The sequence below is a fragment of the Pacificoceanicola onchidii genome (assembly GCF_004804335.1).
Taxonomy (GTDB): domain Bacteria; phylum Pseudomonadota; class Alphaproteobacteria; order Rhodobacterales; family Rhodobacteraceae; genus Pacificoceanicola; species Pacificoceanicola onchidii.
Genome location: NZ_SRXY01000004.1, coordinates 447,554 through 460,348, shown reverse-complemented (window position 1 = coordinate 460,348; position 12,795 = coordinate 447,554). Strand labels below are relative to the sequence as shown.

The following is a 12,795-nucleotide window of genomic DNA, read 5'->3' as shown; positions in this document are numbered from 1 at the left end:
GTGCCGAAGTCTCTGAAAGACTTCTGTCACAGCGCGTAACTGCGGGCCTTTGTCAGATCGTCGATGGCTTTCATACCGGACAGGACCTGCGCCAGAACCTGAACCGGCACCATGTTCGGCCCGTCGGACGGTGCGTTGTCCGGGTCTTCGTGCGTTTCCATGAAAACCGCACCGCAGCCGATGGCCAAAGCCGCCCGCGCCAAAGGTTCGACATACTCCCGTTTGCCGCCCGAAGAGGTGCCTTGCCCGCCCGGCATTTGCACCGAATGGGTGGCGTCGAACACCACGGGGCGACCTGTCTCTGCCATGATCGGCAAGGACCGCATGTCCGAGACCAGCATGTTGTAGCCAAAAGACGTGCCGCGCTCGCACAGGAGGATGTTTTCATTGCCAGTGCTGGCGATCTTGTCCGCCACATTGGCCATGTCCCAAGGGGCGAGAAACTGGCCTTTCTTGACGTTCACAGCCTTGCCGGTCTCGCCCGCAGCAAGCAAGAGGTCTGTCTGCCGGCAGAGGAAAGCCGGGATTTGCAGAATGTCGACCACCGCGGCCACGGGCGCGCAATGGGCGGCTTCATGCACATCTGTCAGGACCGGAACGCCGAATTCTTCGCGGATGGTCCCGAGAATGCGCAGGCCCTCATCCATGCCAAGCCCGCGCTTGCCCTTCAGGGAAGAGCGGTTCGCCTTGTCGTAGCTCGCCTTGAAGATCCACGGAATGCCGGATGCGCCCGCCGCTTCGGCGATTTTCTCGGCCAGCATGCGGGCATGATCGAGGCTCTCCAGCTGGCAAGGCCCGGCAATCAGGGCAAAGGGCAGATCGTTTGCGATGGTCACATCGCGGATGGTGACGGCGCTCATGCGATGCCTTCCTTTTTCAGAACCCCTTCGATGCGGTTCACATCCACGGGGTTGTTCAATTCCCAGAACACCCGGCCCTTGCCTTCGACCGGAACGCAGGTGACGTCCATGCCATTTTCAAGGAAGCGCAGTTGCTCCAGTCCTTCGGCCTTTTCTACCGGGCCTTCGGGCCATTCCATATAGGCGCGCAGGGCATCGGGGCGGTAAGCGTAGACGCCCACGTGGTGCCAGACCTCTGGGGGCGAATCCAGGTTGCCGACATAGGGTAGGACTTCTTTGGAGAAATAAATTGCCTTGCCGTCCCGCCGCATCACGGCGGTGGTGCCGCCCACGCGGCCCGCGTGGCGGTCCGTAACGAAGTTCGACAGGGTTTCATGGTCACATTTCAGAACCGGAGTCGCCATATGCACGCCCGCATCGGACATGGCCGCGATCAGGTCCTCGACGAACCACGCCGGGGTCAATGGCGCGTCGCCCTGAAGATTCACTATCACGTCAGGTTCAAAGCCCAGCCCCGCGACGCCTTCGGCGCAGCGTTCCGTTCCGTTTTGAGCCTCCGAAGAGGTCATGATGACATCCGCGCCAAAGCTTTTTGCGGCCTCGGCAATGCGGTCATCATCGGTCAGAACATAGACCGCATCCGCGCCCTTCACGGACTTGGCGGCTTCCCATGACCGTTGAATCAGGGATTTGGATTCGCCGGTTGCCCCGGTCAGTTCCACCAATGGTTTGCCAGGATAGCGCGTGGAGGCGTAGCGGGCGGGGATGAAGATGACCGCGCTCATGCCACACCTGCCCGCAAAGCATCGTGGATGTGCAGAAGACCCACCAGCCGGTGATCTTCCTCAACCACCAGCAAAACCGTCCGTTTCGACATGTTCATGACTCCCAGAGCCTCCGTCAGCAGGGTATCGGGGCGGGTGACCATCGGGGTACGCGTGGCGACCTCGCCCGCAGTCCGATCCATCAAGCCGTCCATGTTGCGGCGCAAATCGCCGTCCGTGATGATCCCGGCGAGGTGTTCGCCGTTGACCAGAGCGGCCACACCAAAGCCTTTCTGGCTCATCTCCAGAAGAACTTCGCTCATTGGCGTTGCGGCCTCAACCGTTGGCAATTCCGCCCCGACATGCATGACCGCGCGCACATGCAGGAGCTGCGCGCCAAGCGTGCCGCCGGGGTGGAATGCCGCGAAGTTTTCCTTGCCGAAATTCCGATTGCGCATCATCGCCACCGCAAGGGCATCGCCCAGAGCCATGGCCATGGTCGTAGACGTGGTCGGGGCCATGCCGATGGCGCAGGCCTCAGGCGCATTGGGCAAGACCAGCACATGCTGCGCGGCGCTTCCCAACGTGCTGCCGACCTTCTTGGTCATGGCGATCAGCGGAATGTTGAAGCGGGCGCAATGGGCAATCATGTCAGCGAGTTCCCGCGTCTCGCCCGAGTTGGAAATCAGGATCACCGCGTCATTGCGGGTGATCATCCCCAAATCGCCATGGCTCGCCTCGCCGGGGTGGACCGCCTGAGCCGGTGTCCCGGTTGACGCGAAGGTCGCGGCAATCTTCCCGGCAACATGACCGGATTTGCCCATGCCAGAGACGATCACCCGCCCCTGAACACCCAGCAAAAGCGCAACCACGGCATCGAAGCTTTCGGGCAACTCGCTGCCCAATCGGGTCAGGGCCGAGGCTTCGGTTGTCAGCACCTCGCGAGCAATTTCGGATGGGGTTACGGTCATAACGGCACTCTCAAGCCTGAGGATGATCGCCTGTTACCGCGCATTCGGGGCCTTGTCCAATACCGCCTCGGGTCTGCATGCCGTTAGGTCACGTAAGGCCAAGGTGTGGTTTTTGTGACTCATCTGCAACGAAAAGCCCCGTGATCTGGGTCACAGCCGCCTGAGATTCCTTAACAATATTCCAAAAATGGCACTCTTGGCCTAAGCTGCTGAAAAAAGACAAAACAAAAAACGAGCAGGCATACAGGCATGAGAACGGGCTATCGAGGCACGTTCGTCATCTCTTGGTCTCAGACGGATATAGACGGTCTCAAGGCCGCATCTCCGTCTTCTCTGACGGTCGGGGCCACATGGTCCTGGCAGGGGAGTGCTGTACGGGTCGATGGTCCTTCTTCGATCCTGCAGCTTGATCAGGCAGACGGCGAAGCGCATTTGCGCAAGCGCGCGGCACGCATGGTGCGGCGTCTTGTGGGTGCGGCGATCACGCAAAATGACGATCTGGGCAGCGTCGAGGTGGACCATCCGCTGGCTGAAAGCAGCTTTGTCGTGACGGATGGCGCGCAAAGCTACACGGTGACGGTGATTGACGTGAACACGGGTGCGCCGCCGTTGTTGATGTTCCTCGATGAAATGCCACCCGCAGAGCGGGACCTTTGGGTTGTGCATCATTCGATGGAACTGATGCGGGATCCGTCTGCCGGTGAGCAGGCGGGAGGCGTGATCTGCTTTACGCCTGGAACATGGATCGACACGCCGAACGGGCGCAAACGCATTGAAGAGCTGCGCGAAGGGGACCTGGTTCAGACCAAGGATAGCGGCCCCCAGCCAATCGAGTGGATCGGAAGCCGCTTCATGACCGGTGCGCGCCTTTTTGCCATGCCAAAGCTGCGCCCGATCCGCATTCGTGCCGGGGCTTTCGGAATAGATCATCCCGAAGAGGCCTTCCTTGTCTCACCGGAGCATCGGATGGTGGTCAAAGGCGCGGTGGCGCGGGCGCTCTTCAACACGCCAGAGGTGCTGGTTTCTGCGCGGGATCTGGTTAACGGAAGCAGCGTTTTGGTCGATACGGCGGTTCGGGAGGTGACTTATGTGCATCTGCTGTTGCCACGCCACGAGATCGTTTTTGCCAATGGGGTTGAGACAGAAAGCTTCCACCCGGCGAACACGTCCTTGACCACACTGTCCACGGCAGACAGGGCGCGGCTGTTGCAGCTGGAGCCCCGGCTGCGCGAGAACCCGCACCTCTATGGCAGCTATGCAAGGCGCAACCTGTCGAAATCCGAGGCGGCGATCCTGCTGCATGACGCAGCCTGACCGCGTTATGCGGTCAGTGGATCAGCGATCCTCCATTCACGTCCACTTCGGACCCGGTCACATAGGCCGACAGATCTGATGCAAGGAACAGGCAGCAACCTGCCACATCCGAGGCTTCTCCGGCGCGGCCCATGGGGATGCCGTCCAGAATACCCTTCATCATGTTATCGGTGAGCATGCCACCGGTGATGTCGGTGGCGATAAAACCGGGGCAGACCGCGTTGGCGCGGATGCCATCAGGGGCCAGTTCCCGCGCCATGGCTTTGGTCAATCCAAGGATACCGGCCTTTGCCGCCGAATAATGCGGCCCGCCAAAGATCCCGCCACCGCGCTGGGCGCTGACCGAGCTTATATTGACGATGGCACCGCTTTTGCGTGCGTGCATATGCGGGATTACTGCCTGACTCATATAGAGCGTGCCCCGCAGGTTCACGTCGAGCACGGCGTCATAGTTCTCCGGCTCGATCCCCATCAGCTTCAGAGGCTGGGTGATGCCGGCGTTGTTAACAAGGATATCAACGTGACCGCATTGGGCGATCACCGTGTCGGCTGCGTTTTGACAAGCCGCCTTGTCGGTCACGTCGCAGGCAAGACCTATATGTCCTTTCCCCGGTAGGTCCGTCGCAGCCTCTGTGGCATGCTTGCCATCAAGATCAAGGATCGCCACACGTGCGCCGTGTTCGGCAAAGAGCCTGGCTGTCGCCTTACCAAGGCCGCGCGGGCTTGCGCCGCCTGTGATGATTGCAGTTTTGTTGCCCAAGAGCATGGCGCTACTCCTCTTCCGCTGTCTTCGCGGCGTAGCCGGTGAGCGCCTCGTAGGCTCGGATGACACAAGAGTCGTCGAGCTTGCCGAAGCCCATGGCGCTGGCTGCGAGCATCATCTGATGCGCGGCGGCGCTCAGGGGCAGCGGCGTTGCGCAATCGCGGCCGGTTTGCAGGACAAGGCCCAGATCCTTGACAAAGATGTCCACACTGGACGCCGGATCTGTTTCCCCTGACAACATCCGGGGCACCCGATCTTCGTACATCCAACTGCGCCCGGCGCTGGTGCTGACAATCCCGAACAGCTTCTCAGGATCACAACCCGCCCGCGCGCCAAGGGCCATGACCTCTGCGGCGGCCACCAGATGCACCCCGGCAGCAAGCTGATGCACGACCTTGTAGGTCGCGCCGAGTCCCGGCTTGTCCCCAAGCCGATGAACGGTGCCTGCAATCGCGTCCAGAACCGGTTGCGCTCGGGTGTACGCAGCCTCTGGCCCGGATGTCATGAGTGTCAGACTGCCCGCCTCCGCTCCGACCTGCCCGCCGGAAACCGGCGCGTCGAGCATGATCAACCCGGCGGCTTCAAGGTCAGCGGCCAAGGCGCGTGCGTCTTCCGGGGCGACAGTGCTGCACAGCATGACAGTCGCTCCCGGTTTGAGAACTTCGGCCACGCCATTTGTCAGAACAACGGCCCGCGCCTGTTCGGCGTTGACCACCATGAGGATCAGCAAGTCACAGCCCCGCGCAGCATCCACCGCGCTGTCGAAACTGCGCCCACCGGCTTCGGTGAGCCGTTCTCTGGCCGTTTCGGAAAGGTCATACCCGCGGAGCGGAATGCCGGCCTTGAGGATGTTGCGGGCCATCCCCATGCCCATGGCGCCAAGGCCGATCAGACAGGTTTCATGCATCGAGCCACGCCTTCACCCGTTTGGTAATCTGCGGAACGCTGAGGCCGTATTGATCGTGCAGGGTTGGCAAGGCTCCCGCGTCGAGAAACTCGTCTGGCAAGGCGATCTGCCGAAACCGGGCCGCTACACCTGCGCGCATCAGGCTTGCGCCCACCGCTTCACCCAACCCGCCCATGATGCTGTGATTTTCCGCTGTCACGATAAGCCTGCCGGTTTTGGCGGCCTCGGCTTGGATCTTGGCTTCGTCCAGTGGCTTGATGGTCGGCACATGCAGGACGGCACAATCGATCCCATCGGTCTTGAGCGCCTTGGCCGCGTCGAGCGTGCGCATGGTCATGAAGCCAGAGGAGACAAACAGCACATCCGCGCCGTCATGGATCAACTTGGCCTTGCCCAGCTCAAACTTGTATCCATACGCGCCCAGAACGTCCGGAACCTTGCCGCGCAACAGGCGCATGTAGGTGGGGCCTGGGCTTTCGGAGAGGGCGTGCGTGGCCTGCATCGTCTCAACCGCGTCGCAGGGATCGACGATGGTCAGGTTTGGCAGTCCACGGAAAATCGCGAGATCTTCGGTGGCCTGATGGCTGGGGCCATACCCCGTCGTCAGGCCGGGCAGGGCGCAGGCGATTTTCACCGGCAGGTTTTCTTCGGCGATGGCCATGCAAATGAAGTCATAGGCGCGGCGCGAGGCGAAGACGGCATAGGTTGTGGCCCAAGGTGTGAAGCCTTCCCGCGCCAGCCCGGCGGCGGCGGAGAACAGCAACTGCTCGGCCATGCCCATCTGGTAAAACCTGTCGGGAAAGCGCTCTGCGAAGACATGCAGATCCGTGTATTTGGACAGATCAGCGGATAGACCGACGACATCATCCCGTTTCGCCGCTACTTCGCACAGCGCCTCGCCAAAAGGCGCAGTGATCGTCTCGCGGCCTTCGGCGTCGAGCGAGGCGATCATGGCGCTTGTTGCGTGGCTGTTGGCTGGTGCCTGCCGAGGCTGGAACTTGGACACGCGGCGGGAGTTTGGGCCGAAGGAGACATCGTTCATGGCGCTATTCCTGAGCCAGTCGGTGGATTTGGATATTTGAACAGAGAAGAATCACAGGCGCGCATCATGGTGGACTCACTTGATCGAGATAGGCGGTGGCCTTGGCCCATTCGTCTGGTTCCACGCGGATGAAGTGGGTCTTTTCGCGCGTTTCGAGGAAAGGGATGCCCTTGCACATCCGGGTGTTGCAGATGATGACGCGTGGCTGAGGGCCATCGTGGGCGCGGGCGGTGTCGAAGGCTTCGCGCAGGGCGTCGATGTTATTTCCGTCCACTTCCTGGGCGTGCCAGCCGAAGGCGCGCCATTTTGGCGCTTCGGGTGTTGTGGCGAGGGCATCTCGGCTGGGGCCATCGGCCTGCTGGTTGTTGAAGTCGACAATACAGATGAGATTGTCGAGCCTGTGCTGGGCGGCGGACATGACGGCTTCCCACGTGGAGCCCTCGCCGAGCTCTCCGTCAGACATGAGGTTGTAGACGAAAGCGGGGTTGGCCTTGCGTTTGAGCCCCAGTGCCGCGCCCACGGCGATGCCGAGGCCATGGCCCAAGGATCCGCCGGTGATTTCCATGCCTGGCGTGTAGGAGGCCATGCCGGACATGGGCAAGCGGCTTTCATCCATGCCGTAGGTTTCGATCTCCTCCTCCGGCAGGATCCCGGCCTCGATCATCGTGGCGTAAAGGGCAATCGCATAATGCCCGATGGACAGGTAGAAGCGATCGCGGCCTTCCCAGTTCGGATCGCCCGGGCGGTAGGATGTGGCATGAAAATAGGAGACGGCCAGCACATCCGCCACACCGAGGGCCTGTCCGATGTAGCCTTGCCCTTGCACGGCACCCATGCGCACAGCGTGGCGGCGGATGGACCATGCGCGCCGGGCGAGGCTCACGTTTGATGCAGCAAAGGGACTGATGTCCGGCATAGCGCGCCTCCCAAGAGTAGATACCCTGTTCTAACCCGGTTTGGCGGTCCAACAATTGAGATTTGCTAAGATACTTGTTTACCCAAACTTAAGAATATAGCCGTCTGAGCAAGAGCGGTGTGAGGTACATCGGCAGCTGGTAGCAGCCGATGAAGGGCAGGATCTGGGTTGTCGCTTCCGGTGGCAGGGAGACCAGAAACAGCGCGATGTTGCGGTTGCCCGCGATGAACGAGAGCGCGAGACCTTCGTCTCTGGGAGCGCGTTTTGTCAGGACCTGGCCGACACACTGCGCCCCGAAATTGGTTGCAAAAGCGATGGCCAGCCAGAACGCGAGTGCGCTCAGGGAGGTGCGCGCAACCTCGGCCACAGCTGGCATCAGGGCGATGACAACACCGACCAAGGCAAGGGCGGATGCACCTTGCAATCGGTCGAGCGCGACCGGGCCGGGGTTAGGAAAGAGCAACCGACGGGTCAGCATCGCGGCCAGTGCGGTCAGGACAATGGTCAAAAGCAGGCGCAGAGCGGCTAGAACCACCTCCCAAACCCCGCTCAACACTGGTGACAAGACAAAGACGGGGATGATCGTTAGAGGCAGGAGGAGCGTGCCGGCGACCATGAGGCGCAGGGCAGGCTCTGGTGATGCGCCCATGATCACGACGACGTTTGGGCTTCCCACGATGGCAGGCGCGGCGCTGACAAGGATCAGGGCGAGGGCGACCGGGCTGGTCAGTGTTCCCGTAATCCATGCGATCAGCGTAACCAGAAGCGGCAGAGCCAATTGCAGGATGAGCACCTGAGGCATGACGTCCGGCAAAGCCCGAAGCGCTTCCAGCATGCCTGCCACGGATAGACGCAGAAACGACACGTAAAGAAGCCCCACCACCAGCCAAGACAACCAAGGATGCAGCGTGTCGGCCAACCCGGGCAATCCAAGGCCAAGTGCCAGCCCGAAGGTCAGCACCCATTGCCCGTGCCGCGCCAGCGCGCGAAGCGGGTCGATCAAGATGGCCTTTGCCTGAGGTTCTCCGGCAACCATGTGGCGATGTCCGGGAAGGCGATCAGAACAAAGACCATGACCACCATGATCAGGAACATCGGGATGGCGGCGCGGGCGATGAAGCCCATTTGATGCTCTGTCATGCCCTGCAGGACAAACAGGTTGAAGCCGATGGGCGGGGTGATCTGCGCCATCTCGACGACCACCACGATGAAAATGCCGAACCAGATCAGGTCAATCCCGGCTTCGCGGATCATTGGCTCAACCACGGCCATGGTCAGAACGACGCTGGAGATGCCATCGAGGAAGCACCCGAGAATGATGTAGAATACCAGCAGCGCCATGAGTAGCTCGAAACGGGACAACTCCCAGCTGGCAATCATGTCTGCGAGCCCACGCGGCAGCCCAGTGAAACCCATGGAGAGCGACAGGAACGCGGCCCCCGCAAGGATCAGGGCGATCATCGCGGAGGTGCGCACCGCGCCCATGAGGCTTTCGGTGAACGTGGACCAGGTGAGCGAGCCTTGTGCGGCGGCGAGGAGCATTGCGCCGATCACGCCGAAGGCGGCGGCCTCTGTGGCAGTGGCAAAGCCGAGGTACATGGAGCCGATAACCACCACGATCAGCAACAGAACCGGGATCAGGAAACGGGAGTTTCTGACCTTTTCCATGAAGGTCATGGCCGGATCAGGCGTCGGATTCCATTTCTTCGAGATGAAGGAATAGAACGCCACATAGGCCATGAACATCAGCGCAAGAACGAGGCCGGGCAGGATGCCAGCAAAGAACAGCTTGGTGATGCTCTCATTGATCGTCACACCATAGACGATGAGGGTCAGAGACGGCGGGATCATGAGGCCAAGCGTCGCAGCCCCGGCCAAAGTACCGATCACCATGGGTTCGGGATAGTTGCGTTTGCGCAGTTCGGGGATGGACATCTTGCCCACGGTCGTCAGCGTCGCGGCGCTGGAGCCGGAGACCGCAGCAAAGACGGTACAGCCAACGATATTGGTATGTACGAGGCCACCCGGCAGGCGCGCCATCCAGGGACTGAGACCACGGAACATGTCTTCGGACAATCGCGTTCGGAACAGGATTTCGCCCATCCAGATGAAGAGGGGCAAGGCCGTCAGCGTCCACGACGAGGTGGAGCGCCAGACAACCGTGATCATGGCATCACCCGCCGGGCGAACCGTGAACATCTCCATGCCGACCCAGGCCACACCCATGAGCGCAAGACCGACCCAGACGCCGCTGCCGAGCAGGGCGAAGAGGACAAAAAGAAAAATGATGATCGGAGCAAGTTGTTCCATGGGTCTTTACTCCGCGTGGCTTTGATCAGTGAGGTCGTCCTGAACGTTGGTGGTTCCGGTGACCAGAAGGCGAACAAGATTGTCCCAGAAGGCAATCGCGAGAAGAATGGATCCGATCACCATGACCAGCTGCGGGATCCAGAGGGGCGTGGCGTCCTGCCCCTGGCTCACGTCTTTGAACTTGTGACTTTGCAACATGTATTTCCATGCATACCGCGCGACGAAGGTCGTGACGGCGGCACCGACGGCGTAGCAGAAAGTCTCGCCCCAGCGCCGATACCGGCCCATGGCGTTGAGCGCGATGCTGACCCGGATATGCGCGCCGTGATTGAGCGCGTAGGCAAAGGCAAAGAAACTCGCACCCGCCATGCAATACCCGGCATAATCGGCAGCGCCGGGAAAGGTCAGCCCGGTCCAGCGCGCCACCATCTGTGCGACGATGATTGCCAGGATCAGTACGGTGAACACGGCGGCAACGACGCCCCCGGCGAGGTAAAGCGTATCAAGCACGCGGCGGATCGCGGTCATGGTTTGGCCCTGTTTGGAAAAGGGGGGAGACCCACCCGGGAACGGGTGGGCCAGAAGAGAAGAAAACCTCAGGAAAAGGCTTTCTCCGCGTTATTGCATTTTGTAGGCGTCAACGATGGCCGCGCCTTCGTCACCGGCGCTGTCGAGCCACTCCTTGGTCATGGTGTCGCCAATGACCATGAGTTCGCCGACAAGGCTATCGCCCGCGCGACCCACTTCCATGCCGCCCGCCTTCAGGCCATCAAGCGTGAACTGGGTGTAGTCTTTCGATGCCTGCAAACCACGGGTTTTCGCCTCTGCCGCGCAATCGGTCATGGCCGTTCTTGTGGCATCATCGAGACCGTCCCACGCGTCTTTGTTGGCGAAGATGATGTTACGGGGCAGCCAGGCGTCCACTTCGTAGAAATGCGTCAGATGCTCCCAAACCTTGCGGTCATAGCCCGTTGCACCGGAGGAGATGAAGCTCTCCGCTACGCCGGTGGCCAGCGCTTGGCTGAGTTCGGCGGCCTCCACCTGTACAGGCAACATGCCGGTCAGTTCCGCCATGCGCGCGGTTGCGGTGGAATAGGACCGGAACTTGATGCCTTCCATGTCCGCCACGCTCTCGACCGGCTTCTTGAAGTAGAGACCCTGAGGCGGCCACGGCACGGAATAGAGGTAGACGAGGTTTTGCTCGGCCAGCACTTCGGCGATCTTCGGACCGGCGACTTCCCAGAGTTTTTCATGCGCGTCGAAGGAGGAGGCCAGGAACGGGATCGAGTCGATGCCGAACAGCGGGTTCTCGTTCTGGTGCGCCGAGATCAGACGTTCGCCAATCGGCGCCTGCCCGGTCTGGATCGCACGCTTGATGTCGTTTCCGGCAAACAGTGAACCGGAGGGGTGGGTGACGATTTCCGTGCTGCCGCCCGTTGCTTCGGTGACGCAGGTCGCGAACTCTGCCGCGTTTTCGGAGTGGAAGTTGGTGGCCGAATAGGCCAGCGGCATGTCCCACTTGTCTGCCATCGCCGCCGTTGCGGAAACCGCTGTCAACGCGGTAGCTGCCATCAATCCTGTCAGTGTCTTCATGTCTTCATTCCCTTGCTGGTTCTTTGGTGAGATGTCCGGGTTGGCCCGGTACGGATTTTGCCTGTTTCGAAAAGCGTGACGGAGAATAGGGCGTCACGTCAATATTCGGGCGGTGCCCGCCAATCATCTGGGCAAGCAACCGCCCGGTCTTTGGCCCGCCTGTCAGTCCGACATGGTGGTGCCCGAACCCGAGCCAAGCGCCGCGTATGCCCGGCACTTCGCCGATGACCGGAATCGAATCCGAAGGCGCTGGGCGGTGGCCCATCCATTCCACTTCCCGCGCCCATGTCAGCCCGGGCATGGCAGCGCGGATGTTGTCACGCAGAAGCCGGAAGGGGGCTTTGGAAGGCGCGGCTTCAAGGCCGCCAAACTCGACAATCCCGGCAAGTCGGATGCGCCCTTCCATAGGCGTTGCAACAAATTTGCCGCTGGCCACCATCACCGGGGCCTTGGGCATAATATTCGGCTCCCAAAGCTCCAGATGATAGCCCCGTTCGGTCTCGAGCGGCACGTCGAGCCCGAGCTTATCGGCCAACCCTTTGGACCATGCTCCCAAGGCAAGAACTGCTGCATCGCAGGCAATTGTCTCTCCTCCGGCCCGCACACCGGTGACCTGCCCGCCTTCTTGTACAAGCCCTGTGACCTCGGCCTTCACGATCTTGCCGCCCTGCGATTCGACGTGCCGTGCAAGGGTTTTGACGTAGGCCCCGGGATCCGTGATTGTGCCGTGGTTACCGAACCTGGCGGCAAATCCGATGCTGTCAGAGAAGTTCGGATCGTAGGTGCGCCAGTCTTCGCCTTCGAGTTCGTCCCAGTCGAACCCCATCTCTCGCCGGATGCCCCAGCCGAAGGCGTCGGCCTCATAGGCTGCGCGGTCCGGGTAAAGATACAGGTAATCTGAAGGGACGAGGTAGCGCTCTGCTCCGGTTTCGGCGCTCAGAGCCTGATGATCGGCAAGGCTGTCGCCGATCACCCCGGTAAGCGCCGAAGCGATCCGCCGAACGTCCTTGGTGTTGCCATGGGCGAGATATTTCATCAGCCAGGGCGCAAGCTTTGGAAGGTAGCCCCATTTCAGGAACAGGGGTTGCCGCGGGTCGAGCAGCATTTTCGGCGCCTTGCGCAACAACCCCGGTACGGTCACGGGCACCACGGAGCAACTCGCCAGCACACCGCCATTGCCATGGCTCGCGCCCTCGCCCGGATCAAGCCGGTCGATCAGGATCACGTCGTGACCATCCCGCTGCAGCCAAATCGCGGTCGCAACACCGTTAATTCCGGCGCCGACGATGGCGATGGTCTTTTTCATGCCGTGTATTCCCCCGTTCGTTATCCAGAGCCTGCCGTGATGGTTGCAT

General features: G+C 61.1%; 13 protein-coding genes. 1 reads left to right on the top strand and 12 read right to left on the bottom strand.

All coding sequences use genetic code 11. The features are described from left to right. Window positions 1-26: 26 nt before the first annotated feature. From kdsA to E4662_RS13420, 3 genes are read right to left on the bottom strand one after another with little or no spacing between them, the layout of a single operon-like run. Window positions 27-860, bottom strand: coding sequence for a 3-deoxy-8-phosphooctulonate synthase (kdsA, locus tag E4662_RS13430; RefSeq protein WP_136442084.1), 834 nt, complete (start codon window positions 858-860; stop codon window positions 27-29). Next, window positions 857-1,645, bottom strand: a complete 789-nt coding sequence (locus E4662_RS13425) for a 3-deoxy-manno-octulosonate cytidylyltransferase (RefSeq protein WP_136442083.1) — start codon at window positions 1,643-1,645, stop codon at window positions 857-859. Before E4662_RS13425 ends, kdsA begins: the two co-directional genes overlap by 4 nt. Then, window positions 1,642-2,595 (bottom strand): KpsF/GutQ family sugar-phosphate isomerase, encoded by a 954-nt coding sequence (locus E4662_RS13420; RefSeq protein ID WP_136442082.1) that lies wholly within the window; start codon window positions 2,593-2,595, stop codon window positions 1,642-1,644. The genes E4662_RS13425 and E4662_RS13420 overlap by 4 nt, the downstream gene beginning before the upstream one ends. A gap of 249 nt (window positions 2,596-2,844) precedes the next feature. On the opposite strand from E4662_RS13420, the gene E4662_RS13415 reads away from it, so the two are divergent. Continuing rightward, entirely contained in the window at window positions 2,845-3,909 is a 1,065-nt protein-coding gene (locus tag E4662_RS13415) for a Hint domain-containing protein (protein WP_136442081.1), read from the top strand. Between the two features lie 13 nt (window positions 3,910-3,922). Here the strand turns inward: E4662_RS13415 and E4662_RS13410 are convergent, their stop codons facing one another. The 9 genes from E4662_RS13410 to E4662_RS13370 form a co-directional block, all read right to left on the bottom strand. After that, window positions 3,923-4,675 carry an SDR family NAD(P)-dependent oxidoreductase gene (locus tag E4662_RS13410; protein WP_136442080.1) on the bottom strand — a complete coding sequence of 251 codons (753 nt, stop codon included), beginning with the start codon at window positions 4,673-4,675 and terminating at the stop codon, window positions 3,923-3,925. A gap of 4 nt (window positions 4,676-4,679) precedes the next feature. Continuing rightward, complete coding sequence (ltnD, locus tag E4662_RS13405) at window positions 4,680-5,579, bottom strand: L-threonate dehydrogenase (RefSeq protein ID WP_136442079.1); 900 nt, start codon at window positions 5,577-5,579, stop codon at window positions 4,680-4,682. After that, entirely contained in the window at window positions 5,572-6,621 is a 1,050-nt protein-coding gene (locus tag E4662_RS13400; RefSeq protein ID WP_206080291.1) for a transketolase family protein, read from the bottom strand. The genes ltnD and E4662_RS13400 overlap by 8 nt, the downstream gene beginning before the upstream one ends. A 64-nt stretch (window positions 6,622-6,685) precedes the next feature. Next, on the bottom strand, window positions 6,686-7,537 hold the full coding sequence (locus E4662_RS13395; protein ID WP_136442078.1) for a transketolase: 852 nt from the start codon (window positions 7,535-7,537) through the stop codon (window positions 6,686-6,688). 88 nt (window positions 7,538-7,625) lie between these two features. After that, entirely contained in the window at window positions 7,626-8,540 is a 915-nt protein-coding gene (locus E4662_RS13390) for a hypothetical protein (protein WP_136442077.1), read from the bottom strand. After that, window positions 8,537-9,847, bottom strand: a complete 1,311-nt coding sequence (locus E4662_RS13385) for a TRAP transporter large permease (protein ID WP_136442076.1) — start codon at window positions 9,845-9,847, stop codon at window positions 8,537-8,539. The genes E4662_RS13390 and E4662_RS13385 overlap by 4 nt, the downstream gene beginning before the upstream one ends. 6 nt (window positions 9,848-9,853) lie before the next feature. Then, window positions 9,854-10,375: a TRAP transporter small permease gene (locus E4662_RS13380; protein ID WP_136442075.1), complete on the bottom strand. Its 522-nt coding sequence runs from the start codon at window positions 10,373-10,375 to the stop codon at window positions 9,854-9,856. Between the two features lie 90 nt (window positions 10,376-10,465). Continuing rightward, window positions 10,466-11,440 (bottom strand): TRAP transporter substrate-binding protein, encoded by a 975-nt coding sequence (locus E4662_RS13375; RefSeq protein WP_136442074.1) that lies wholly within the window; start codon window positions 11,438-11,440, stop codon window positions 10,466-10,468. 4 nt (window positions 11,441-11,444) lie between these two features. Then, window positions 11,445-12,746, bottom strand: a complete 1,302-nt coding sequence (locus tag E4662_RS13370; RefSeq protein ID WP_136442073.1) for an NAD(P)/FAD-dependent oxidoreductase — start codon at window positions 12,744-12,746, stop codon at window positions 11,445-11,447. Window positions 12,747-12,795: the final 49 nt, after the last annotated feature.

Coding starts and splice junctions, on each gene's coding strand:
- E4662_RS13420 (WP_136442082.1), bottom strand. CDS start 2,595: ATGACCGTAACCCCATCCGAAATTGCTCGCGAGGTGCTGACAACCGAA.
- E4662_RS13415 (WP_136442081.1), top strand. CDS start 2,845: ATGAGAACGGGCTATCGAGGCACGTTCGTCATCTCTTGGTCTCAGACG.
- E4662_RS13410 (WP_136442080.1), bottom strand. CDS start 4,675: ATGCTCTTGGGCAACAAAACTGCAATCATCACAGGCGGCGCAAGCCCG.
- ltnD (WP_136442079.1), bottom strand. CDS start 5,579: ATGCATGAAACCTGTCTGATCGGCCTTGGCGCCATGGGCATGGGGATG.
- E4662_RS13380 (WP_136442075.1), bottom strand. CDS start 10,375: ATGACCGCGATCCGCCGCGTGCTTGATACGCTTTACCTCGCCGGGGGC.
- E4662_RS13400 (WP_206080291.1), bottom strand. CDS start 6,621: ATGAACGATGTCTCCTTCGGCCCAAACTCCCGCCGCGTGTCCAAGTTC.
- E4662_RS13385 (WP_136442076.1), bottom strand. CDS start 9,847: ATGGAACAACTTGCTCCGATCATCATTTTTCTTTTTGTCCTCTTCGCC.
- E4662_RS13395 (WP_136442078.1), bottom strand. CDS start 7,537: ATGCCGGACATCAGTCCCTTTGCTGCATCAAACGTGAGCCTCGCCCGG.
- E4662_RS13370 (WP_136442073.1), bottom strand. CDS start 12,746: ATGAAAAAGACCATCGCCATCGTCGGCGCCGGAATTAACGGTGTTGCG.
- E4662_RS13375 (WP_136442074.1), bottom strand. CDS start 11,440: ATGAAGACACTGACAGGATTGATGGCAGCTACCGCGTTGACAGCGGTT.
- kdsA (WP_136442084.1), bottom strand. CDS start 860: ATGAGCGCCGTCACCATCCGCGATGTGACCATCGCAAACGATCTGCCC.
- E4662_RS13425 (WP_136442083.1), bottom strand. CDS start 1,645: ATGAGCGCGGTCATCTTCATCCCCGCCCGCTACGCCTCCACGCGCTAT.